Source organism: Brevibacterium gallinarum, from assembly GCF_014836885.1.
GTDB classification, from domain to species: domain Bacteria; phylum Actinomycetota; class Actinomycetes; order Actinomycetales; family Brevibacteriaceae; genus Brevibacterium; species Brevibacterium gallinarum.
The window spans coordinates 122,427-144,415 of record NZ_JACSPY010000001.1; the positions used below are offsets into that span (position 1 = coordinate 122,427).

Genomic DNA, 21,989 nt, shown 5'->3' on the forward strand with positions numbered 1-21,989 from the left:
GGCGCTGCCTGACGATCGGCAGAGAGAAAGAAGGAAACGATGGAAGCCACGGCGAAAGCACGCTACCTGCGTGTCACGCCTCAGAAGGCTCGTCGCGTCGTTGACCTCATTCGTGGTCAGCAGGCGACCGAAGCCCTCGCGGTGCTGAAGTTTGCAGAGCAGTCGGCCTCCGAACCGATCTACAAGCTGGTCTCCTCCGGCATCGCCAACGCGCGTGTCAAGGCAGACAAGCTCGGTGAGGCCTTCAACGAAGACGACCTGGTCATCTCCGAAGCATTCGTAGATGAAGGACCGACCATGAAGCGGTTCCGCCCGCGTGCCCAGGGGCGCGCCGGTCGCATCAACAAGCGCACCAGCCACATCACCGTGGTGCTCGCATCCGGTGATGACGCCAGCGCTGACGGACGGAAGGAAGACCGCTGATGGGCCAGAAGATCAATCCCAATGGATTCCGTCTCGGAATCACCACCGACCACAAGTCCAAGTGGTTCGCCGACTCGACCAAGCCGGGTCAGCGCTACAAGGACTACGTCGGTGAAGACGTCAAGATCCGTGCGATGCTCTCCGACGGGCTCGAGCGCGCCGGCATCTCGAAGGTCAACATCGAGCGCACCCGCGACCGTGTGCGCGTCGACATCCACACCGCCCGCCCGGGCATCGTCATCGGGCGTCGCGGCGCGGAAGCCGACCGCATCCGCGGCAAGCTCGAGAAGCTGACCGGCAAGCAGATCCAGCTCAACATCCTCGAGGTCAAGAACCCCGAGATCGATGCGCAGCTCGTCGCCCAGGGCGTTGCCGAGCAGCTCGCCAGCCGCGTGGCCTTCCGCCGCGCCATGCGCAAGGCGATCCAGTCGGCACAGCGCGCTGGTGCCAAGGGCATCCGCGTGCAGTGCTCGGGCCGCCTCGGCGGTGCTGAGATGAGCCGTTCGGAGTTCTACCGCGAAGGCCGTGTGCCGCTGCACACCCTGCGCGCGAACATCGACTTCGGCCTGTACGAAGCGCACACCACCTTCGGCCGCATCGGCGTGAAGGTCTGGATCTACAAGGGCGACATGACCGACAAGGAGCTCGCCGCACAGGAAGCTGCGCAGCCGAGCCCCCGCGGAGGTCGCGGTGGACGCGGCGGTCGCGGTGGACGCGGCGGACGCGGTCGCGGCGGCGAACGTCGCAACGACGCCCAGCAGAAGAAGAACGACAACACTGCCGACGCAGCTCCGGCTGCACAGGCCGGATCGGAGGGCTGATCTATGCTGATCCCTCGCCGAGTGAAATACCGCAAGCAGCACCACCCCAAGCGGCGTGGACTGGCGACCGGCGGCACGACCGTGGCGTTCGGTGACTACGGCATCCAGGCTCTCGAGCCGGCCTACGTCACCAACCGTCAGATCGAGGCTGCGCGTATCGCCATGACCCGTCACATCAAGCGTGGCGGCAAGGTCTGGATCAACATCTACCCGGACCGCCCGCTGACCAAGAAGCCCGCCGAAACCCGCATGGGTTCCGGTAAGGGCTCGCCGGAGTGGTGGGTTGCAAACGTCAAGCCGGGTCGCATCATGTTTGAGATCGCCGGCGTTTCGGAAGAAGTGGCACGCGAGGCCCTGCGCCTGGCCATCCACAAGCTTCCGCTCAAGGCTCGCATCGTGTCGCGTGAAGGTGGTGAATGACAATGGCGATCGGTTCCAAGGAACTCAACATGGACGCCCTCGACGGCTTCGACAATGACCGTCTTGTCGAAGAACTGAAGAAGGCCAAGGCCGAACTGTTCAACCTCCGGTTCCAGTCCGCCACTGGTCAGCTCGAAAGCCACGGACGCCTCAAGGCCGTCCGGCGCGACATCGCACGGATCTACACCGTGCTGCGTGAGCGCGAGCTCGAGATCCGCTCGAACCCGGCAGCTGCCAAGGAAGAGGATAAGTAATGGCCGAGCAGAAGACTCAGCCGGCACAGGCTGAAGCCGCTCCGGAACGCGGGTCGCGCAAGACCGCTCGCGGCTACGTCGTTTCGGACAAGATGAACAAGACCATCGTCGTCGAGGTCGAAGACCGCAAGATGCACCGCCTCTACGGCAAGATCATGCGCACGACGAGCAAGTTCAAGGCACACGACGAGGACAACACCGCCGGCATCGGCGACCTCGTCCGGATTGCCGAGACCCGTCCGCTGTCAGCCACCAAGCGCTGGCGTCTCGTTGAAATCATCGAGCGCGCCAAGTAAGATGGTGTGGTTTGCGCGTCGAGACACCGGTTCCACCGGTGCCTCGGCGGGCGTCCAGCTCAGCTGACGCCCCATCACCCTCCCGGTCCCGCCTGATCCGCGGCGGCCACCGGGCTTGGGGCGGACATGAAGAAAACAGACGTTCCGTCAGGCTCATCAGATCGGTGAGAACCGACGCGACGACAGGAGAGAACAAGTGATCCAGCAGGAGTCGCGACTCAAAGTCGCCGACAACACCGGTGCCAAGGAGATCCTGGCCATCCGGATTCTCGGCGGTTCAGGTCGACGTTACGCCGGAATCGGCGACACCATCGTCGCCACCGTCAAGGACGCTATTCCCGGTGGCAACGTCAAGAAGGGCGATGTGGTCAAGGCCGTCATCGTCCGCACCCGCAAGGAACGCCGTCGCAATGACGGCTCGTACATTTCGTTCGACGAGAACGCAGCCGTCATCCTCAAGACCGACGGCGAGCCCCGTGGAACCCGTATCTTCGGACCGGTCGGTCGCGAGCTGCGCGACAAGAAGTTCATGAAGATCATCTCGCTCGCTCCGGAGGTGCTGTGAGTATGGCGAACAAGCTCAAGATCAAGAAGGGCGACCTCGTCCAGGTCATCTCGGGTGCTCGTCAGGAGCGCGGCGGCGACCGCGGCAAGCAGGGCAAGGTCCTGGCCGTCTTCCCGGACACCAACCGTGTCCTCGTCGAAGGCGTCAACCGCGTGAGCAAGCACAAGCGCGCCGGACAGACCGCCTCGGGCGCAACCGCCGGCGGCATCGAGATCCACGAAGCGCCGATCCACATTTCCAACGTCATGCTCGTCGACCCAACGGACAACAAGCCGACTCGCGTGGGATACCGCGAAGAGGTCGTTGACCGCGACGGTCGCAAGCGCACCGTGCGGGTCCGCATCTCGCGCCGGACCGGGGAGGACATCTGATGACTGACACCACCGTGCAGAACCGTCCCCTGCCGCGTCTCAAGCAGATCTACCGCGAAGAGATCGTGGCGAAGCTGCAGGACGAATTCGGCTACGCCAACCCGATGCAGGTTCCGACGCTGACCAAGGTCGTCGTCAACATGGGTGTCGGAGACGCCGCCCGTGACTCGAAGCTCATCGAAGGCGCGATCCGCGACCTGACCCTCATCACCGGTCAGAAGCCGGTCGTGACGAAGGCCAAGAAGTCGATCGCCCAGTTCAAGCTGCGTGAAGGACAGCCCATCGGCGCACACGTCACCATGCGCGGCGCCCGCATGTGGGAGTTCCTCGACCGCGTCGTCTCGCTGGCACTGCCGCGCATCCGCGACTTCCGCGGACTCTCGGACCGCCAGTTCGACGGCAACGGCAACTACACGTTCGGCCTGACCGAGCAGTCGATGTTCCACGAGATCAACCAGGATGCCATCGACCGCGTGCGCGGCATGGACATCACGGTTGTCACCACCGCCAAGACCGACGACGAAGGCCGTGCGCTGCTCCGCCACCTCGGCTTCCCGTTCAAGACCAACTAAGCACTACGTTGCAGGTCCGGCCGGACATCCGGCAGGAAACCGCAACGAGGAAGGGCAGAAGCCCACATGACAATGACTGATCCCGTCGCAGACATGCTCACGCGTCTGCGCAACGCCAACTCGGCGTATCACGAGGATGTAAGCATGCCCTACAGCAAGCTGAAGTCCAGCATCGCCGAGATCCTCAAGGCAGAGGGCTTCATCGCAGACTGGAGCGTCGAAGACGCCGAAGTCGGCAAGAAGCTCATGCTCGACCTGAAGTTCGGTCCGAACCGCGAGCGTTCGATCGCCGGCCTGCGCCGCATCTCGAAGCCGGGTCTGCGGGTCTACGCCAAGTCCACCAACCTCCCGAAGGTCCTCGGTGGTCTGGGCATCGCGATCCTGTCGACCTCCTCGGGTCTGCTGACTGACAAGCAAGCCGCAAAGAAGGGCGTGGGCGGAGAAGTCCTCGCCTACGTCTGGTAAGGGAAGGAGAGCAAGCAATGTCACGTATTGGCAAGCAGCCGATCTCCGTTCCGTCTGGTGTTGAGGTCAACATCAACGGCCCCGAGCTCGACGTCAAGGGACCGAAGGGCAATCTCTCGGTCACCATCCCGGAGCCCATCTCGGTGAAGCTCGACGACGGCACGCTGACCGTCGAGCGCCCCAACGATGAGCGCGAGTCCCGTGCCCTGCACGGCCTGACCCGCACCCTGATCAACAATCAGATCATCGGCGTCACCGAGGGCTACTCCAAGCAGCTCGAGATCGTCGGCACCGGTTACCGCGTGCAGGCCAAGGGCCAGAGCCTCGAGTTCTCCCTCGGCTACAGCCACACGATCACCGTCGAACCGCCGGAGGGCATCACCTTCCAGGTCGAGGGATCGAACAAGGTGACCGTCACCGGCATCGATAAGCAGCTCGTCGGAGAGACCGCAGCGAACATCCGCAAGCTGCGCAAGCCGGAGCCCTACAAGGGCAAGGGCGTGCGCTACGCCGGCGAACAGATTCGCCGCAAGGTTGGAAAGGCTGGTAAGTAATCATGGCCTTCGGAATGAAGAAGAGCTACGGCAAGGGCAAGGCTGCCGCTCGTGCCCGCCGCCACGCTCGCCTGCGCAAGCACATCTCCGGCACCGCCGAACGTCCGCGCCTCGTCGTGAACCGTTCGTCGCGGCACATGTTCGTCCAGGTCGTCGACGACTCCGTCGGCAAGACGCTCGCCTCGGCCTCGACCATGGAAGCCGATCTGCGCGCATCGAGCGACGACAAGACCGCAAAGGCTCGCAAGGTTGGCGAACTCGTCGCCGAGCGTGCGAAAGCAGCCGGTATCGAGGCTGTCGTGTTCGACCGTGGCGGCAACGCCTACCACGGCCGCGTGGCAGCGATCGCCGAGGGTGCCCGTGAAGGAGGACTGTCCCTGTGAGCACTGAAGAGAACAAGGACCAGCAGGTCACCAGCACCGAGAACACCGCCAAGCAGGACGATCAGCGCGGTCGCGGCCGTGGCCGCGGACGCGGTGACGGCGGCGGACGTCGGGGCGGTCGTGGAGACCGTGACGACAAGAACCAGTTCATCGAGCACGTCGTGACCATCAACCGTGTGTCGAAGGTCGTCAAGGGCGGACGTCGTTTCTCGTTCACCGCTCTCGTCGTCGTCGGCGACGGTGACGGCATGGTCGGCATGGGCTACGGCAAGGCGAAGGAAGTTCCGGCCGCCATTGCCAAGGGTGTCGAGGAGGCGAAGAAGAACTTCTTCCGCGTCCCGCGCATCCAGAAGACCATCCCGCACCCGGTGCAGGGCGAAGACGCCGCCGGCGTCGTCCTCCTGCGTCCGGCCGCACCGGGCACCGGTGTGATCGCCGGTGGTCCGGTCCGCGCCGTCCTCGACTGCGCTGGCATCCACGACATCCTCTCGAAGTCCCTGGGCTCGGCCAACGCGATCAACATCGTGCACGCGGCCATCGCCGCCCTCAAGGGCCTCGAGCGTCCTGAGGAAGTGGCAGCACGCCGCGGACTCCCGGTCGACGAAGTTGCACCGCACGCCATGCTGCGGGCAGCCGAAAGCGGGGCGAACGCGTGATGGCACAGCTGAAGATTACCCAGGTCAAATCGACAATCGGTGGCAAGCAGAACCAGCGCGATACGCTGCGGACCCTCGGTCTCAAGCGGATCAACGATTCTGTCACGCGTGAGGACAGCCCGGAAGTCCGCGGCATGGTCAACGTCGTGCGCCACCTGGTCACATGTGAAGAGGTGGACTGAAATGGCAGATGAGAAGGCACTCAAGCTCCACCATCTGCGTCCTGCTCCCGGCTCCAACACCGCCAAGACCCGCGTGGGTCGCGGTGAGGCGTCGAAGGGCAAGACCGCCGGTCGCGGCACCAAGGGCACCAAGGCCCGCTACCAGGTGCCGCACGGCTTCGAAGGTGGACAGACCCCGCTGCACATGCGCCTGCCGAAGCTGCGCGGCTTCAAGAACCCGAACAAGGTTCACTACCAGGTTGTCAATCTCGACAAGCTGTCGTCGCTCTTCCCCAACGGCGGAGACGTGACGGTTGAAGACCTCGTCGCCAAGGGCGCTGTGCGCGCCAACCAGCCGGTCAAGGTGCTCGGCACCGGAGAGATCTCCGTGGCCGTCAACATCACCGCTGACAAGTTCTCCGGCTCCGCAGCCGAGAAGATCGCAGCGGCCGGCGGCTCGACCACGACGCGCTGAGGATCCGTCCTCGCCGTCTGCAGAGCCTCGCTCTGAGATGAAGAGGGAGGTCCGCCACGTGCGGGCCTCCCTCTTATCGTCTCCGGCCACGGCAGCCGAGCCCTGTCTCCGCGCCGAAATTCTCGCTTTCCGATTGCTCTCTGGCAGGCGAGTCCTGATAAGGTCGGTCAGGTACTCAAAGACTTGAACGTATTCTCGGGCCCGTGAGCAGCCACTGCTGCCTGCCTGCCCGAGGTGAAGATCCCCAGGAGGACGCTTGCTCGGCGCAATTGGGCGGGCTTTCAAAACGCCCGATCTGAGGAACAAACTCCTCTTCACTCTCGGCATCGTTGTGCTCTACCGCATCGGCGTCTTCATCCCAGCCCCCGGCATCGACTACGGGCAGGTGCAGGAATGCGTCGCCTCCCCGCAGATGACGCAGGGTGCCTTCGGGCTCATCAATCTCTTCAGCGGCGGTGCGCTGCTGCAGCTGTCGATCTTCGCGCTCGGCATCATGCCCTACATCACCGCCAGCATCATCACCCAGCTGCTGCGTGTGGTGATCCCGCGCTTCGAGGCCCTCCACAAGGAAGGCGCCTCCGGTCAGGCGAAGCTGACCCAGTACACCCGCTACATGACGATCGGCCTCGGCCTGCTCAACGCGACGACCCTCGTGACGACTGTGCGCTCCGGTGCGCTCTTCGGCGACGTCGTTGCCTGTCAGAACCTCATCGTCAACGACACCTGGTGGGGCATCGGCATCATCGTTCTGACGCTGACCGCCGGCACCGGCCTCATCATGTGGATGGGCGAGCAGATCACCGAACGCGGTGTCGGCAACGGCATGTCGCTCATGATCTTCACCGCCGTGGCCGCAGGCTTCCCGGCCTCCTTCGGCGGTATCCTGCGCACCCAGGGCATCGACATCTTCGCCATCGTGCTCCTCGTCGGCCTGGCGATCGTGACCCTCGTCGTGTTCGTCGAGCAGTCCCAGCGCCGCATCCCGGTCCAGTACGCCAAGCGGATGGTCGGCCGCCGCATGTTCGGCGGCACCTCCACCTACATCCCGATCAAGGTCAACCAGGCCGGTGTCATCCCGGTGATCTTCGCCTCATCGGTGCTGTACCTGCCGAGCCTCATCTCGCAGTTCGGCGACCCGGAGTCGCCGTGGGTGCAGTGGATCAACAAGTACTTCACCTCCGGTGACCACCCGCTGTACATGGCGGTGTACTTCCTGCTCACGATCTTCTTCGCCTACTTCTACGTCGCGATCACCTTCAACCCCGAAGAGGTCGCCGACAATATGAAGAAGTACGGCGGCTTCATCCCCGGCATCCGCGCCGGCAAGCCGACCGAGCGCTACCTCAGCTACGTGCTCACCCGCATCACCTTCCCCGGTTCGCTCTACCTCGCGGTCATCGCGATGATCCCGCTCATCGCACTCGTCCTCATCGGCGCGAACCAGGACTTCCCGTTCGGCGGCACCTCGATCCTCATCGTCGTCGGCGTCGGCCTGGAGACGGTCAAGCAGATCGACTCGCAGATGCAGCAGCGCCACTACGAAGGCCTGCTGCGCTGATCGCCGCGGGCGCGGTGCCCGCCAGGGCCGCCGTGCCCGAGGCGGTGGGCGCCCAGGTGCCCCCGCCGCCGGATCGGCCGGCTGACCGGTCGTAGAATGGGGGCACACTCCTATGAAAGGAAGCACATGAGCGTACGCATCATCCTCATCGGCCCGCCCGGTGCCGGCAAAGGCACCCAGGCCGCCAAGCTGAGCGAGAAGCTCGGAATCCCGGCGATCTCGACCGGTGACATCTTCCGCGCCAACGTCGCCGGAGAGACCGAACTCGGCAAGACCGCCAAGCGGTACATGGACGCCGGCGAGTATGTGCCCGACGAGGTCACCAACTCGATGGTCCAGGATCGCCTCGGACAGGATGATGCGAAGGCGGGCTTCCTGCTCGACGGCTACCCGCGCACCGAGGCGCAGGTCGCCGAACTCGACCGCATGCTCGAAGGCATGGGGGAGAAGCTCGATCACGTCGTTGAGCTCACCGCAGACACCGACGAGGTCGTCGAGCGTCTGCTCGCCCGCGCCCAGCTGCAGGGCCGCAGCGACGACACCGAGGACGTCATCCGGCACCGTCTCGACGTCTACGCCGAGCAGACCCAGCCGCTGACCGACATCTACGCTGAGCGCGGCCTGCTGCGCCGGGTCGACGGACTCGGCGAGGTCGACGCCATCACCGATCGCATCCTCAAGGCCATCGACGCCTGATGTTCGGACCGCGCCTGGAGTTCAAGACCCCGGCACAGATCAGGACCATGCGCAAAGCTGGTCTGGTCACACGGGCGGCCCTCGAGGCCGCCCGTGCGGCGTGTGTGCCCGGTGCCACCACCGCCGATGTCGACGCTGCCGGCGCCCGCGTCATCGCCGAGGCCGGCGCACGCTCGAACTTCAAGGGCTACCACGGATTCCCCGGCACGCTGTGCGTATCGGTCAATGAGGAGATCGTCCACGGGATTCCCGGCGACCGAGTGCTCGAAGCCGGTGACATCGTCTCGATCGACGGCGGCGCGATCGTCGGCGGCTTCCACGGCGATTCGGCCATCACCGTCTTCGTCGGCGGCGCAGAAGCCGCCAGCGCGGAGGACCGGGAGCTGTCACGGGTGACCGAGGCGGCCATGTGGGCCGGCATCGCCGCCTTCGCCACCGCCACCCGCGTCGGAGAGATCGGGGCCGCGATCGAGGAGGCCGTCGACGACCTCGGCAGCGCAGCCGCCCTCAGCCAGACGCTGGGCACCGAGCGTTCGCGCGGCTTCGGCCTCATCATGGAGTACACCGGCCACGGCATCGGATCCCAGATGCACATGGAACCCGAAGTGCTCAACTACGCAGCCAAGCAGCTCGGGCCCAAGATCAAACCCGGACTCGTGCTGTGCATCGAGCCGATGCTCACCGCCGGCTCTGCCGCATCCGAAGTGCTTGAAGACGACTGGACCGTCGTGACAAAGGACGGCTCACACGCCTCGCACTGGGAACACGCCGTCGCCCGGCACTCCGGCGGCATCTGGGTGCTCACGGCACCCGACGGGGGAGCAGCCGGGCTGGCGCCCTACGGCATCACTCCAGTTCCGCTGGACTGACCGGTGCCGGTGGACTGACCAGTTCCACTGGACTGACCGGTGCCGGTGGACTGATGCCTGCGGGCGCGACCGGTCCGGCCTCAGCGCTGCCGGACGGCGCGGCCGATCCGCTCGACGATCTCCGTGAGGATCGGCGCCGGCGTCGCCATATTCACCCGCACACAGCCGGCCCCCACCTGGCCGCACTCCTGTCCGTTCGTCAGCGACACCTCGGCGTGGGAGCGCAGGAATGCCGCAGCATCCTCGCCGATGTCATAGGCGCGCAGGTCGAGCCACGCGATGTAGGTGCCCTGCGGCACCAGGTAGGACGCCTTCGGCAGATGCGTGTCCACCAGCTCGGCCATGAGCTTGCGGTTGCCGTCGAGGTAGTCGATGAACCGGGCCAGCCATTCGTCGCCGTCGCGGTAGGCCGCTGTCGTGGCGACCAGGCCCGGGTTCGCTGCCGCGCCTGAGACGAAGCGCGCCCGGTCCCGGTAGACGTCCCGGTGCGCGGGATCGGTGAACAGCACCTGCGCGCACTTGAGACCGGGGGTGTTGAACGCCTTCGAACACGACGTCGCGGTGATCGTGTGCCGGCCCGCCGCCTCGGACACGGTGGCGTAGGGAATGTGCCCAGCGCTGTCGAAGACGAGCGGGGCGTGGATCTCATCGGAGAACACGAGTGCGCCGTTCTTCTCGATGAGCTCGGCGATCTGCTCATGCTCAGCACGTGTGTAGACCTTGCCGACCGGATTGTGCGGATTGCAGTGCAGGAACACCGCCCCGGGTTCGAGTGCGGCATCGAGGGCGTCGACGTCGATCTCCCAGTCATCTGCGGTGCGGATGAGCGGCACCTCGCGCACCACCCGGTCGCGGGTCGCCGGAGCGATGAAGAACGGCATGTACGCCGGGGTCAGCAGCACGACCGGGGCTTCCGGCGGTGAGAACAGGTCGAGCGTGGCCAGCAGAGCTGAGAGAACGTCAGGGGCGAAGTCGATATCGTCTGCCGGAATGCTCCAGCCGTAGCGGCGCGCATGGAAGTCAGCGGTGGCCTGCCGTGCATCGGCGTGCATCGCCTGGGGCGCGTACGTGAAGAGCTCCTTGGCGGTCAGCTCTTCGAGTGCTGCGTGGACCGCCGGTGCGGTGCCGAAGTCGGCCTCTGCGATGAACGCCCCCAGCGTCCCCGGGAACGTCGTCCACTTCACCGAACCGCGTTCGACGAGCTCCGCGGGCGTGTATTCCTTCACCTTCTGCTTCCTTTCCTCGGCGTCATTGCCTGTGCGGCGGCCAGCTGGCCAGCAACCAGCCTAGCGCCAGGCGACCAGCCCAGCGACTTCGCGCATCCGCCGGCTGAAGCTGCGGCGGCGCGAACCATCTGCAGGCGCGGATACCGCGCACCACGCTGCTCTGACACAGATCCGCCTACGACCTTAGTCGTAGTCCAGATCGCTGATCAGGAGCGATGTCGGCGCATTAAAAAAGTATGAGAGTCGCATCACAAAACGATCATTTTCTGCTTAGGGTTATGGGTATGACTGATTCAAGACAGACACCGCCGGCGCTGCGCAGAATGCGCACCGCCGGCGTCGCTACGACTGTGACTCTGGCGATGACCCTTGGATTCGGCACCTCTGTCCTCGCTGCACCGTCGCAGCCGGCAGAGAGCGTCCCCCAGACGGCCCCCGAATCGACGACGAATCCCACCGACCTGGTCGACAGGCTCACCATCGCCTACACCGGCGAGACGACATTCGCTGAGGCGGAAGCCCTCGAGATCCCGGTCACCGTCAAGGGCCAGTCCGGCGACATCCTCACCCTCAGGCTCAAGCACGCCCAGAACAACGAGATCGTCGAAGGCACTGATACTGACGTCACGATCGGGGAAGACGGGACGGCAGAGGCAACCCTCGAAGTCGACAAGCTCGCACCGGGCACCTATGCGGTCACTGGCGGCGACGACAACCTCATGAACTCCGACAAGACCTTCACCGTCGAAGAGTCCGGGGGTGCAGAAGCACCGGAGGCTGACGAGGAGTCCGACACTGAGGCAGACAGCACAGACGCCGACGCGGAGCAGAGCGGCAACCGCGAAGACGGCCTCGACGAGTATTACCCCGAGCTGGCCAAGGAGCTGTTCGACGCAGACGGCGACGGCACCTACGAGATCCCCGAGCCGGCCCCCGGCGGCAAGAGCACCGGAAACGTCCCGAAGGGCCTGGAGAAGCACTACGGCCAGGCACTCAACCTCTCAGCAGAGAACTGCGAGAAGCTCGGCCAGCCCAACTTCGAAGAGCGGATCGGCCGCGCACCTGAATGCGGTTACGTCATCATGCCGATCGACGCCGAGGACCCGAGCGCAGGCAACATTGCCGTCTCGGTCATGAAGGTCAAGGCCGGCAAGGTCGAGGACGGCACGTTCGTCGAGAACAAGAAGCCGCGCGGCACCGTGCTGTGGAACCCAGGCGGCCCGGGCGGCTCCGGCATGACGCTCTCGGTCGCCGGCGCGCTCTACGAGCCCGACCTGGCCGCCGAATACGACATGCTCGGATTCGACCCGCGCGGCACCGGCACCTCGATGCCGTTCTCGCAGTGCTCCTCTGACGAGCAGATCGACAAGGACCGCGAGTCCAACCCGCACGGCAAGGACACCCGCGAGGAAGTCGAAGAAGCACTCAAGGACCAGACCGAGCGGTTTGCCAATGACTGCTTCGAGAACACCGGCAAGGCCTTCGACCTCGGTGAGGACGGCCAGAAGAAGCTCATGCAGCACCTGGGCACCTGGGACGCTGTGGGCGACATGGACCTCATGCGCTCGGCCTTCGGTGATGAGAAGCTCAACTTCATCGGCTTCTCCTACGGCACGCGACTCGGATACGTCTATTCGCAGAAGTTCCAGGCCAACGTCGGTCGCCTCGTCCTCGACGGCGTCGTCGATCCCGGCAAGGTCGACGAGCTGGCGGCGATGAAGGCGATCAACGCGGCATCTGAGAAGTTCATGGACAGCGGCAGCGACGATCGGGCCGATGACGAAGACAAGACCATCAAGCAGGGTGCTGGCTTCCAGAACACCTTCGAGCAGTTCGCCAAGGACTGCACCGTCAAGGGTGCGCAGAACAAGACCTGGGGCGAACTGTGGCCCGAGGCCTTCGGGGAGAGCCCGATCGCTGACGAGACGTTCAGCTGTGCACTCGGGGACGGCGTCGAGGACGTCGATCAGCTCACCGATGCGAACGCGAAGCTGCTGCAGACGCTTGAGTCCAAGCCGCTGCCGACCGGGCAGCCGAACGACGAGCGGCTGGTCTCCTTCGCCGACGGCCGCACCGGCGTCTTCCAGGCGCTGTACTCCGAGAGCCTGTGGCCGCAGCTGGCCTACGGCCTCGCCGAGCTCAAGCAGGGTGAGACCGCCGGCATGCTCATGCAGCTGGCTGACAGCTACAACGACCGCGACGAGAACGGCCACTACGCGCCGATGCTCCAGGCGTTCACCAACATTCGCTGCACGGACGCCAACAGCTACGGTGACATGCCTGACATCGAGAAGGCACGTGACTTCGCTGAGCGCTACGACAAGGCCGCTCCGTTCCAGCGTTCGTCGAAGACTCCGGGTGAGTACGACTACTGCGACTTCTGGCAGTTCAAGGGCACCCTGCCCGCTCCGGAGAAGCTGACGAAGGTGCCGAACATCCTCGTCGTCTCGACGACGCATGACTCGGCCACCCCGTACCCGGCTGGCGTCAAGCTCGCTCGCGTCATCGACGGCACCCTGCTGTCGGCCTCGGGTGCGTCGCACACCTCGTACATGAAGCGCGACCCGAACATGACCTGCGTCGACGACACGGTCAACGACTTCCTCATCAACGGTGACGTTCCTGAGGACGGCGACTACGGCAAGAAGCTCGACAAGCCCGACACCGTCAAGGACGATCGCGGCAACGACGTAACGCTCACGACCCAGTGCAAGGTCGAGACGTTCCGCTCGTCTGGCTTCTCGATCTCGACCGACAACGCGCACGCCGGTGAGAAGCTGCTCTACACCGCTGAGCACCAGGACGATGTCGACGACTACACCGTCGCCTTCGACGGCAAGAAGGTCGCTGAGGGCACGATGGACAACGGCGGCAACGCCGCCGGTCAGTTCACCGTCCCGGAGGACGCCAAGCCCGGCAAATACGAGGTCACCCTCGTCAACGCCGCCGGCGATGTCGTCGCCACTGACTTCCTCGAGGTCATGAGCGAGGACAAGCCCAAGGGCGATGACGACGATGACTCCAACGGCGGTGGCGACACCGACAAGGACGACAAGGGATCGGACGACGACGGCAAAGGCAAGAAGGACGACGGCCGCGACAAGAATGCCGACAAGGACGGCAAGCTTCCGCGCACCGGCGCCGAGATCATGCCGTACCTGCTGCTCATCCTCGCCCTCATCGGCGGCGGTTCCGCAGCACTGTACAAGTCGCGCCGAGTCTCCTCGGACAGCTGAGCGATCAGCTGACACCTGAACCGCACGGTTCACGGTGAGCGATCCACAGGGGCGGTCTCTTCGGAGGCCGCCCCTGCGGTGTGTGAGACTGCCCCCGTCGTGTGTGAGGCCGCCCCTGCGGTGTGTGCTGAACGATGGCATCCGAGAGGTGCGAGTGCACCCGAGAGGCGCCCGGGGCGGGGAGTGCGCGGAACCTTCGACGGCGCCGCACGCAGAGCGCGCGTCAGTCCGTGGCGGTCAGTGACGGCCCGACGTTGACAGACAGGAAGATCCGCCGGAACTGCGCCTCCGACAGATACAGGTCGGTGCGCCGCGGGCGGCGGGAGCCCGGTCGCGGATCAGCGCCGCCGAGCGGATTGCGCAGATGGATGCGCAGCGGATCTGCACCGGCGGGCAACGGCCGGCCGTCCTCATCGACCCGAGCGATACCGCAGACAACGTAGACGTGACCGTTCATGACAGCGATCTGCCGGCCGGGATCATCCTCACGCGGGAGGAGCCGGGCCGGCTTCCAGCGCAGCAGCGTGGAGGCCACGACGGGCCGGCCCGTTCCCAGCCAGGATTGAACGGTGGCCAGCGGGGGTACCGGCCGGGCAGGGGCCATCTGACCGGTGAGCAGATAGAAGGCGTTGCCGGCGAAGCCGTGCTCGATCCCAGCGTAGGTGCCGCGTCCGAAGGTCACCGCGGCGGCCTTCTCGACAAGGCTGGCGAGATTCGCCCGGCCCCGGGAGTCCCCGGCGCGGTGGCGGGCGGGCACGAACGGGGAGATCGTCACAGCCCGAGCCCGCAGCCCGGTGCGCAGTCGCACCTGGATGAGCCCATTGGGAAGCCGGTCGATGAGCGAGGCGGTGAAACCGGGCCGGGTGTGCTCGCAGGCGGCGAGGGCTGCGATGAACCAGCAGTCTCCCAGCCTGCCCTGCTGCACCTCAACAGGCGTCTCGATCACCCGGCCGGTCTCATCGGTGGGCACCTCGACACGGACGTCGAGAGCCTGGGAACCACGGGCGCGGGGCTCCAAGGCGGGCAGCGCTGCCAGGGCCGCTGCCGCCTCGGGCGCGGATGCGGGAATGAGCGCCTCGATCGCACGCGCTGCGCGGTGGTGATAGAAGCCGGCACGACGCAGCAGGCGGGGGAGAGGTGTGAAACGGGAATCCGGTTCGCCTAACAACTCGGCATTGAGCGCGCCGGCATCGGCGGGTGTGATGAGCGGCGCAGTCGCAGGCGCAGAAATGAGTGGCACGAACACACTGTTTCGTGTAGAGTAGTGGATTGGTCTGTGACCTCTGGACATGCCAGTTCCGTCTTTCTCCGGGTAGCTTAGCCCATCCGGCGAGCCGTGCGGAACCGGACACTCCGGGTCAGGACTGCCGGTCGAATCAGGCCCCACCCGGGCAGCCGAAGCGGGCCTGAGACACGAACGAACGCAGCATGTCTGCGGGAAAATGGGGTTGACGAACGATATGGCCAAAAAAGAAGGGGTCATTGAGATCGAAGGAACCGTTGTCGAAGCACTCCCGAACGCCTCGTTCCGGGTGGAGCTGACCAACGGCCACAAGGTTCTGGCGCACATCTCCGGAAAGATGCGCCAGCACTACATCCGCATTCTCCCCGAGGATCGCGTCGTGGTGGAGCTCTCTCCCTACGACCTGTCCCGCGGTCGCATCGTCTACCGGTACAAGTAACAGATCTTTTCGACCGCTACTCTGCGTCGCCCCCAGGAAGCCTCCTGGGGTTTTCGCAGTCAGCAAGAAGGACTCACGATGAAGGTTCACCCCAGCGTCAAGAAGGTCTGCGAGAAGTGCAAGGTGATTCGGCGTCACAGCCGCGTCATGGTGATCTGCGACAACCCGCGCCACAAGCAGCGCCAGGGCTGATCGCTCACTTCACGCAGACTCCCGTTCGCTCCTGCTAGATGCAGCTGCGAGCACCACACCCAAGCAGACCTCGCCCCCTGCGGCAGGCCAGGCCCAGCCTGACAGGCAGCAGGACGACACCCCCGGTTCGGAGGCCGGGGACCCGGGACACCTCGGGACAGGTCTGAGCAAGCACCTTCGAAACGAAAATACGGAGTAAGAACTTATGGCACGTCTTGCCGGAGTCGACCTCCCGCGTGAGAAGCGCGTGGAAGTCGCCCTGACATACATCTATGGTGTGGGCCGCACTCGTGCGAGCCAGACCCTGACCGAGACCGGGATCAACCCGCACACCCGCGTCAAGGACCTCAGCGACGATGAGCTCGTGCAGCTGCGCGACTACATCGAGGGAACGTTCAAGGTGGAAGGCGACCTGCGCCGCGAAGTGGCCGCCGACATCCGCCGCAAGGTTGAGATCGGCTGCTACGAAGGCCTGCGCCACCGCCGCGGCCTGCCGGTGCGCGGTCAGCGCACCAAGACCAATGCGCGCACCCGCAAGGGCCCGAAGCGCACGGTCGCCGGTAAGAAGAAGTAATCCCGCTTTCACCGAACACCCTCGATCAGGAGTTTGAGATCTATGCCTCCCAAGTCACGCGCAGGAGCAGTGCGCAAGCCGCGTCGTCGCGATAAGAAGAACATCGTCAACGGCCAGGCCCACATCAAGTCCACGTTCAACAACACGATCGTCTCGATCACCGACCCCACAGGAGCTGTGATCTCCTGGGCTTCCGCCGGTGAGGTCGGATTCAAGGGATCGCGCAAGTCGACCCCGTACGCCGCGCAGATGGCCGCTGAGTCCGCTGCCCGCCGCGCCATGGAGATGGGCCTGAAGAAGGTCGACGTCTTCGTCAAGGGCCCGGGCTCGGGACGCGAGACCGCGATCCGCTCGCTCCAGGCCGCCGGCCTCGAGCTGGGCACCATCCAGGACGTCACCCCGACGCCGCACAACGGCTGCCGCCCGCCGAAGCGCCGCCGCGGCTGAGCCTCTCCGGTTCCCCGCTCCCGAGGCGGGCCGCCTGCTGGCAGGTGAGCCCGCCTCGGGCACGGGGGACCGGACGCACTGTCCACCACCCGCAAGCGTTACGAGTACTGACTTACTCAACTAGTGCATGCGAGCGTCATATAGCGGATGCTCGCTGAAAGGAAGCCCACGTGCTCATTGCACAGCGCCCCACGCTCACGGAAGAGGCTGTATCAGCCAATCGATCGCGCTTCGTCATCGAGCCGCTCGAGCCCGGATTCGGATACACCCTCGGCAACTCGCTGCGTCGGACTCTGCTCTCGTCCATCCCCGGTGCCTCGGTTACGAGCATCCGCGTCGATGGCGTGCTGCACGAGTTCACCACGGTGCCCGGAGTGAAGGAGGATGTCACCGAATTCATCCTCAACCTCAAGTCCCTCGTCGTGTCCTCGGAGTTCGACGAGCCGGTCGTGGCCTACCTGCGCAAGCAGGGCCCGGGCACGGTCACCGCTGAGGACATCTCGGCCCCGGCCGGTGTGGAGATCCACAACCCCGAGCTCTACATCGCCACGCTCAACGAAGACGGCCGCCTCGACATGGAGCTGACCATCGAGCGCGGTCGCGGCTACGTGTCTGCTGCGCAGAACAAGAACGCCGACGCCGAGATCGGCCGGATCCCGGTCGACTCGATCTACTCGCCGGTGCTCAAGGTCACCTACAAGGTCGAAGCCACCCGTGTCGAACAGCGCACCGACTTCGACCGTCTCATCGTCGATGTCGAGACGAAGCCGTCGATCGCCCCGCGCGACGCCGTCGCCTCGGCCGGCAAGACCCTCGTCGAGCTCTTCGGCCTGGCCCGCGAGCTCAACGTCGAAGCCGAAGGCATCGACATCGGCCCCTCGCCGGTGGACGCTGCCCTGGCCGCCGATCTCGCGCTGGCGATTGAGGACCTCGACCTCACGGTCCGGTCCTACAACTGCCTCAAGCGCGAAGGCATTCACACCGTCGGAGAACTGGTCGCCCGCAGCGAAGCAGACCTCATGGACATCCGCAACTTCGGTTCGAAGTCCATCGACGAAGTCAAGGCCAAGCTCAACGAGCTCGGACTCAGCCTCAAGGACAGCCCGGCGGGCTACGGCGAGGCTGGCGAAGAGATGAGCTACGTCGACGACGAGCAGTACTGAGCGGCTGACCGAACAGAGATTTCAAGGAGATAAACAATGCCTACGCCTACCAAGGGCAACCGCCTCGGCGGCTCCCCGGCGCACGAGCGGGCGATGCTGAACAACATGGCGTCCCAGCTCTTCGAGAACAAGTCCATCACCACGACGGTGACGAAGGCCAAGCGCCTGCGCCCGGTCGCCGAGCGCCTCATCACCTTCGCCAAGCGCGGTGACCTGGCTGCCCGCCGTCGCGTCATGCAGCAGATCGGCGACAAGTCCGTCGTCCACGAGCTGTTCACCTCGATCGCCCCGGCTGTCGCCGAGCGTCCCGGCGGCTACACCCGCATCACCAAGATCGGTCCGCGCAAGGGCGACAACGCCCCGATGGCCGTCATCGAGCTCGTGCTCGAGGCCTACTCACCCAAGCAGGCCACGGTGAAGGAGGCCGAGGAGACCACCAAGGCCGCCGCTGCCGATGAGCCCAAGGCCGAGGAGACGCCGGCTGAGGACACCGCCGGTGACGACGAGACCCCCGAGGTCGAGCCGGACGTCACCTCCGGTGCCCAGGACGACGAGGCACAGGAAGCCGCTGAGCAGGCTGAGGATGCTGAGAAGGCCGACGCCGCCGAGCAGGCCGACGACGAGAAGTGAGTCGCTGAGCGTCCTGCAGCATCACGCTGAGCATCGCAGGCCCGGAACCGCTGAGGTTCCGGGCCTGCACTGCATTCAGACCGCAGGTGCGGGCAGCTCTGGACGGACCGTCAGGGTCAGGCGCTACGATCAAGGGACATTGACGCATACCGGCCCGTCAGCAGATGCGGGGCCGCGTCCGGAAAGGAGCGCACATGCCACTGAGGAACAAGAAGAAGCGCAAGCAGCAGGGCCGTTCGCCGCAGGAGGGCCGGGCACTTCTCGTCGGCCTGGCCAGCACCCTCCTCGGTGCAGCCGTCAGTGCGGTGACGCGCAAGATCACAGGCGACCGGCGCCGGCGAAGGAAGAAGAAGTGACGGACTACAGCTGAGCTTTGTTGAGCTCAGCGCAGTCGCGGTGAGCGGGGCACGGGGCCGGTCGACCGTCCCACCGAGAACGCGGTGAAGGGCTGGTAGACCGGCTTCCCGCCATTGCGGGCCGGTGCCGTGCGGCGCAGCACATCGGCAAGCATCGCCGCCGGCAGCTGCACATCCTTCAGCTGTGACTCGACTGAGACCCGCAGCCCGTGCCGGGCGAAGATGAGCCACAGCCGCATGAGCTCCCGGCCCAGCAGCACCCAGCGTTCGGCGCTGACCTCACTGGGATGCCGGGCCTCGATCGCCAGCGCCAGCCGGTCCGGGGCGCGGCGGGCGATGAACGTCGGCAGCATCGTCGACCAGGCACCGGCGGTGACGAGCATGTCGCGCAGCCGGTCACGGGCCTCATCCGGTGCCTCATCACCGCCGAGCAGCCGGGCCGCCAGCCGGGCAGCCCGGCGCGGCAGGCGCAGGGTCTCAGCCGTCAGCCCGTCCTCCCGGTAGCGGGGATCGCGGTCATCGAGCCGCAGCCAGCGCAGCGTCTCATCGAAGGCCTCCCGCGGCTCGAACGGCGCCGACTGCGCATAGCGGGCGGCCTTCACCCAGATCGCCTCCGGCACCTGCGCGATGACGATGCCCGAGATCCGGTCGTCGGCCTCCTGCCGATGCACCTCACCGTGGGCGGTGCGATCGAGGATCGCCTGCGGGCGCAGTGCGGCATACTCGGCCACGGCCGCCTCGACCGCTGCGGTGTCGCGGCGCAGCCGGCCGCGATCAACCTGCCGGGTGAGCACCTCGGCAATCGAGAACCCCGCCGAGACCTCCGCATCGGAAGGATCCGCCGCATCAGCTGCAGGCGCCGTATCGGCCGCGGGCGCCCCATCGCCTGAGGGCGCCGCATCGCCTGCGGGCGCGGGGCCGGCGGGTGCCAGCAGGAACGTGAGCGTCACGTCATGGCGCTCACCGGTGACCGTGAGCTCACGCAGCCGCAGGCCCTCCTCGGCCGCGGCGATCGCACACGCCTCGACCCAGCAGCCCAGCGACATGCCCAGGTCCGCGCCGTGCTCATCGCTGACCGGCAAGGTCCGCTCGGCATCGGTGCGCACCCGGATCCGGGCCCCAGCCTCGGTGATCTCCAGCAGCCGCGGCAGCCACGGCTGCGTGTTGTGGGCGCTCGGGGCGCGGGAGGCGATGTCGAAGAGACCCTCGATCGTCTCGGCGGTCAGCGGTCGGGTCATGCATGCACCTCGCGGAAGAAGAAGCGGAGTTCGTGAAGCCAGTGGCCGCCGGCCCTGCCGGGCACGGCCGAGGAACCGAGATTGTCATCACCGACGAACGTCACGCGCAGCCGCCGGTAGCCCTTGCGCACGAGTTCAGAGTACATCTTCCGCGCCAGCAGCGACACGAGCCCGCGGCCCTGCGCCTCCGGGTGGGCGGCCTGGACGATGAGCACCGCATCGCGTCCCGTGCCCGAGGCGGTGCGCCCGGTGAGCTGCTGCCGCGCCAATAGTGCTGCAGCCGTGGCATTGAGCCGTCCGCCGGTGGCCCGCAGCACGCGGACCGGGTCGGGCACGGTGAGGATGAACGCCGCCGCCGGATCGCCTGGGCCGGCATCGAGGTCCTCGGCGGTGACGATGAGGCCGGGATCCATGAGCAGCGCCAGCCCCTGGGTCTGGGAGGCGAACTGAGCGTCCGTGATCGGCGTGTAGTAGGTCAGCGCATCGAAGGCGGCGTTCATCGTCGGGTGGATGCGGCCCAGTGCCCGGGTGAGTTCGAATCGGGACGGCGTGGTGATCCGTACGCCGGCGGCCGCGCACTCGGCCGCACTCGGCGCGGTCGCCCGGGCGGCGGGGACGTCGGCGAGCTCGACCTCCCACGTGTGCCCGCCGCCCCAGCGGTGGAACCCGGCCGCCTCATACGCCTCGGCCGTGGCTGCGGTGTTCCAGACGGTGTCGAAGAAGCCGGGGTGCTGGTGCCCGGCGACCACCACACCGCCGGTCTGGTTCGGCAGCAGGGACACCGGCCCGAACAGGTGGGTGCAGCCGGCCGCCTGCGCGCGGGCCTCCAGCTCCGCGAAGATCGCCTCAGCCGCCTCCGGTGTTTCGAACTCGGTCGCGCCGAACAGCTGGGCGCGCACCTGCCGGTGCTGCCAGTCGTCGACGACGCCTGCCTGCACCTCCGGCGGGGTGAGCCTGCGGCGCAGCCGGCCCGAGAGCCGCTCATCGAGTGCCGGATACCGGTGAGCGGTGGTGCGCCCGACGACCCGGCCGACCGGATCCTTGGCGATGAGCAGGGTGACATCAGCGGGGAACCAGGATCGGCCGGTCCACCAGGTGGTGACATCTGAGCGCAGCAGCGGCACCCAGTGATCGGCCCCACCCTGGCTGGTGGCCAGCGCGGCGGGGAAGTCGAGGAATTCGCGCAGCTCAGCCCGGGTGGAGACCTCGGAGACGGTGATGAGCATCAGCGACCGCCGCCCAGGTGCGGATCGGTGCCCGCGGTCACCGGTGCCTCGGCGGCGGTCTCACCGGCAACAGGGGAGAACCGGTCGATCATCCCGGTGGAAGCGTCCTCGGCGCGGAAGATCCCGTTCGTGTATCCCCACTCTTCGGCGGTGAGGATGCGGATGAACCCGCCGCGGGCCGGGGACTCATCACCGCGGCCCACCAGCCAGCGCATGATCTCGTGATGCTCGTGCGTGCGGGCAAACCGCATGAGGTCATCCTGGGACTCGAAGGCGACGATGAGCCCGATGCGTTTGGGGAACTCGTAGTAGCTGCGATGCCACAGGTAGCCCGGCGCGCGCTTGAGCGCCCGGGCGAGCTTGGGCCAGCGGCGGACCTGGTCGGCCATCGCGAGCGGGGAGCGGTATTCGTTGCAGCCGAGGAACACCGAACCGGCCTGGCCCTGCGGCGGGGTGTGGGAGAAGTCGGTTGTGCGCATG

General features: G+C 66.1%; 30 protein-coding genes. 25 read left to right on the forward strand and 5 right to left on the reverse strand.

The window, feature by feature from the left end:
- Nucleotides 1-39: 39 nt before the first annotated feature.
- The 17 genes from rplV (at nucleotide 40) to map (ending at nucleotide 9,539) form a co-directional block, all read left to right on the forward strand.
- Complete coding sequence (gene rplV / locus H9634_RS00590; RefSeq protein WP_165884685.1) at nucleotides 40-423, forward strand: 50S ribosomal protein L22; 384 nt, start codon at nucleotides 40-42, stop codon at nucleotides 421-423.
- The gene (rpsC, locus tag H9634_RS00595; RefSeq protein WP_102161498.1) at nucleotides 423-1,244 is read left to right on the forward strand and encodes a 30S ribosomal protein S3; all 822 of its coding nucleotides are present in this window, start codon (nucleotides 423-425) and stop codon (nucleotides 1,242-1,244) included. Before rplV ends, rpsC begins: the two co-directional genes overlap by 1 nt.
- Before the next feature lie 3 nt (nucleotides 1,245-1,247).
- The gene (gene rplP / locus H9634_RS00600) at nucleotides 1,248-1,664 is read left to right on the forward strand and encodes a 50S ribosomal protein L16 (protein ID WP_102161500.1); all 417 of its coding nucleotides are present in this window, start codon (nucleotides 1,248-1,250) and stop codon (nucleotides 1,662-1,664) included.
- 2 nt (nucleotides 1,665-1,666) lie between these two features.
- Nucleotides 1,667-1,918, forward strand: coding sequence for a 50S ribosomal protein L29 (gene rpmC / locus H9634_RS00605; protein WP_102161503.1), 252 nt, complete (start codon nucleotides 1,667-1,669; stop codon nucleotides 1,916-1,918).
- Nucleotides 1,918-2,214 carry a 30S ribosomal protein S17 gene (rpsQ, locus tag H9634_RS00610; protein ID WP_191724909.1) on the forward strand — a complete coding sequence of 99 codons (297 nt, stop codon included), beginning with the start codon at nucleotides 1,918-1,920 and terminating at the stop codon, nucleotides 2,212-2,214. The genes rpmC and rpsQ overlap by 1 nt, the downstream gene beginning before the upstream one ends.
- A 196-nt stretch (nucleotides 2,215-2,410) precedes the next feature.
- Complete coding sequence (gene rplN / locus H9634_RS00615; protein ID WP_102161506.1) at nucleotides 2,411-2,779, forward strand: 50S ribosomal protein L14; 369 nt, start codon at nucleotides 2,411-2,413, stop codon at nucleotides 2,777-2,779.
- A 2-nt stretch (nucleotides 2,780-2,781) separates the two neighbouring features.
- On the forward strand, nucleotides 2,782-3,150 hold the full coding sequence (gene rplX, locus H9634_RS00620; RefSeq protein WP_102161507.1) for a 50S ribosomal protein L24: 369 nt from the start codon (nucleotides 2,782-2,784) through the stop codon (nucleotides 3,148-3,150).
- Nucleotides 3,150-3,722: a 50S ribosomal protein L5 gene (rplE, locus tag H9634_RS00625; RefSeq protein WP_191724910.1), complete on the forward strand. Its 573-nt coding sequence runs from the start codon at nucleotides 3,150-3,152 to the stop codon at nucleotides 3,720-3,722. Before rplX ends, rplE begins: the two co-directional genes overlap by 1 nt.
- A gap of 66 nt (nucleotides 3,723-3,788) precedes the next feature.
- Nucleotides 3,789-4,187, forward strand: coding sequence for a 30S ribosomal protein S8 (gene rpsH, locus H9634_RS00630; RefSeq protein ID WP_102161510.1), 399 nt, complete (start codon nucleotides 3,789-3,791; stop codon nucleotides 4,185-4,187).
- Between the two features lie 17 nt (nucleotides 4,188-4,204).
- A complete protein-coding gene (rplF, locus tag H9634_RS00635; protein ID WP_191724911.1) occupies nucleotides 4,205-4,741 on the forward strand; it encodes a 50S ribosomal protein L6 in 537 nt (178 codons plus the stop codon).
- Nucleotides 4,742-4,743: 2 nt separating this feature from the next.
- The gene (gene rplR / locus H9634_RS00640; protein WP_102161513.1) at nucleotides 4,744-5,124 is read left to right on the forward strand and encodes a 50S ribosomal protein L18; all 381 of its coding nucleotides are present in this window, start codon (nucleotides 4,744-4,746) and stop codon (nucleotides 5,122-5,124) included.
- Entirely contained in the window at nucleotides 5,121-5,780 is a 660-nt protein-coding gene (rpsE, locus tag H9634_RS00645; RefSeq protein WP_318244953.1) for a 30S ribosomal protein S5, read from the forward strand. The genes rplR and rpsE overlap by 4 nt, the downstream gene beginning before the upstream one ends.
- On the forward strand, nucleotides 5,780-5,962 hold the full coding sequence (gene rpmD, locus H9634_RS00650) for a 50S ribosomal protein L30 (protein ID WP_225210439.1): 183 nt from the start codon (nucleotides 5,780-5,782) through the stop codon (nucleotides 5,960-5,962). The genes rpsE and rpmD overlap by 1 nt, the downstream gene beginning before the upstream one ends.
- Before the next feature lies 1 nt (nucleotide 5,963).
- Entirely contained in the window at nucleotides 5,964-6,416 is a 453-nt protein-coding gene (gene rplO / locus H9634_RS00655) for a 50S ribosomal protein L15 (RefSeq protein ID WP_102161519.1), read from the forward strand.
- 256 nt (nucleotides 6,417-6,672) lie between these two features.
- Entirely contained in the window at nucleotides 6,673-7,974 is a 1,302-nt protein-coding gene (gene secY, locus H9634_RS00660) for a preprotein translocase subunit SecY (protein WP_191724913.1), read from the forward strand.
- 126 nt (nucleotides 7,975-8,100) lie between these two features.
- Nucleotides 8,101-8,670: an adenylate kinase gene (locus H9634_RS00665; RefSeq protein WP_175293023.1), complete on the forward strand. Its 570-nt coding sequence runs from the start codon at nucleotides 8,101-8,103 to the stop codon at nucleotides 8,668-8,670.
- Complete coding sequence (gene map / locus H9634_RS00670; protein WP_191724914.1) at nucleotides 8,670-9,539, forward strand: type I methionyl aminopeptidase; 870 nt, start codon at nucleotides 8,670-8,672, stop codon at nucleotides 9,537-9,539. Before H9634_RS00665 ends, map begins: the two co-directional genes overlap by 1 nt.
- Nucleotides 9,540-9,619: 80 nt before the next feature.
- Here the strand turns inward: map and H9634_RS00675 are convergent, their stop codons facing one another.
- Complete coding sequence (locus tag H9634_RS00675; protein ID WP_191724915.1) at nucleotides 9,620-10,765, reverse strand: MalY/PatB family protein; 1,146 nt, start codon at nucleotides 10,763-10,765, stop codon at nucleotides 9,620-9,622.
- A gap of 284 nt (nucleotides 10,766-11,049) precedes the next feature.
- On the opposite strand from H9634_RS00675, the gene H9634_RS00680 reads away from it, so the two are divergent.
- A complete protein-coding gene (locus H9634_RS00680) occupies nucleotides 11,050-14,001 on the forward strand; it encodes an alpha/beta hydrolase (protein ID WP_225210440.1) in 2,952 nt (983 codons plus the stop codon).
- Between the two features lie 223 nt (nucleotides 14,002-14,224).
- Here the strand turns inward: H9634_RS00680 and H9634_RS00685 are convergent, their stop codons facing one another.
- Nucleotides 14,225-15,241: a C2 family cysteine protease gene (locus H9634_RS00685; protein ID WP_191724916.1), complete on the reverse strand. Its 1,017-nt coding sequence runs from the start codon at nucleotides 15,239-15,241 to the stop codon at nucleotides 14,225-14,227.
- Nucleotides 15,242-15,461: 220 nt separating this feature from the next.
- Between H9634_RS00685 and infA the strand changes: the two genes are divergently transcribed.
- The 7 genes from infA to H9634_RS00720 all read left to right on the forward strand — a co-directional run bounded on the left by infA (nucleotide 15,462) and on the right by H9634_RS00720 (nucleotide 19,045).
- Nucleotides 15,462-15,683: a translation initiation factor IF-1 gene (gene infA, locus H9634_RS00690; RefSeq protein WP_019159374.1), complete on the forward strand. Its 222-nt coding sequence runs from the start codon at nucleotides 15,462-15,464 to the stop codon at nucleotides 15,681-15,683.
- A 78-nt stretch (nucleotides 15,684-15,761) separates the two neighbouring features.
- A complete protein-coding gene (rpmJ, locus tag H9634_RS00695) occupies nucleotides 15,762-15,875 on the forward strand; it encodes a 50S ribosomal protein L36 (protein ID WP_102161533.1) in 114 nt (37 codons plus the stop codon).
- 205 nt (nucleotides 15,876-16,080) lie between these two features.
- Nucleotides 16,081-16,449 carry a 30S ribosomal protein S13 gene (gene rpsM, locus H9634_RS00700; protein ID WP_102161535.1) on the forward strand — a complete coding sequence of 123 codons (369 nt, stop codon included), beginning with the start codon at nucleotides 16,081-16,083 and terminating at the stop codon, nucleotides 16,447-16,449.
- A gap of 42 nt (nucleotides 16,450-16,491) precedes the next feature.
- Nucleotides 16,492-16,896, forward strand: coding sequence for a 30S ribosomal protein S11 (gene rpsK / locus H9634_RS00705; protein ID WP_102161537.1), 405 nt, complete (start codon nucleotides 16,492-16,494; stop codon nucleotides 16,894-16,896).
- A 170-nt stretch (nucleotides 16,897-17,066) separates the two neighbouring features.
- The gene (locus H9634_RS00710; RefSeq protein ID WP_165884695.1) at nucleotides 17,067-18,059 is read left to right on the forward strand and encodes a DNA-directed RNA polymerase subunit alpha; all 993 of its coding nucleotides are present in this window, start codon (nucleotides 17,067-17,069) and stop codon (nucleotides 18,057-18,059) included.
- A gap of 36 nt (nucleotides 18,060-18,095) precedes the next feature.
- Nucleotides 18,096-18,689, forward strand: coding sequence for a 50S ribosomal protein L17 (gene rplQ, locus H9634_RS00715; protein WP_191724917.1), 594 nt, complete (start codon nucleotides 18,096-18,098; stop codon nucleotides 18,687-18,689).
- Nucleotides 18,690-18,883: 194 nt separating this feature from the next.
- Nucleotides 18,884-19,045, forward strand: coding sequence for a hypothetical protein (locus H9634_RS00720; protein ID WP_191724918.1), 162 nt, complete (start codon nucleotides 18,884-18,886; stop codon nucleotides 19,043-19,045).
- Nucleotides 19,046-19,071: 26 nt separating this feature from the next.
- Here H9634_RS00720 and H9634_RS00725 read toward each other — a convergent pair whose 3' ends face one another.
- The 3 genes from H9634_RS00725 to H9634_RS00735 are packed head-to-tail and all read right to left on the reverse strand — an operon-like array spanning nucleotide 19,072 to nucleotide 21,988.
- Nucleotides 19,072-20,283: a nitroreductase family protein gene (locus tag H9634_RS00725; protein WP_191724919.1), complete on the reverse strand. Its 1,212-nt coding sequence runs from the start codon at nucleotides 20,281-20,283 to the stop codon at nucleotides 19,072-19,074.
- Nucleotides 20,280-21,509 carry a hypothetical protein gene (locus tag H9634_RS00730; RefSeq protein WP_191724920.1) on the reverse strand — a complete coding sequence of 410 codons (1,230 nt, stop codon included), beginning with the start codon at nucleotides 21,507-21,509 and terminating at the stop codon, nucleotides 20,280-20,282. The genes H9634_RS00725 and H9634_RS00730 overlap by 4 nt, the downstream gene beginning before the upstream one ends.
- Complete coding sequence (locus H9634_RS00735) at nucleotides 21,509-21,988, reverse strand: hypothetical protein (protein WP_191724921.1); 480 nt, start codon at nucleotides 21,986-21,988, stop codon at nucleotides 21,509-21,511. The genes H9634_RS00730 and H9634_RS00735 overlap by 1 nt, the downstream gene beginning before the upstream one ends.
- Nucleotide 21,989 lies beyond the last annotated feature (1 nt).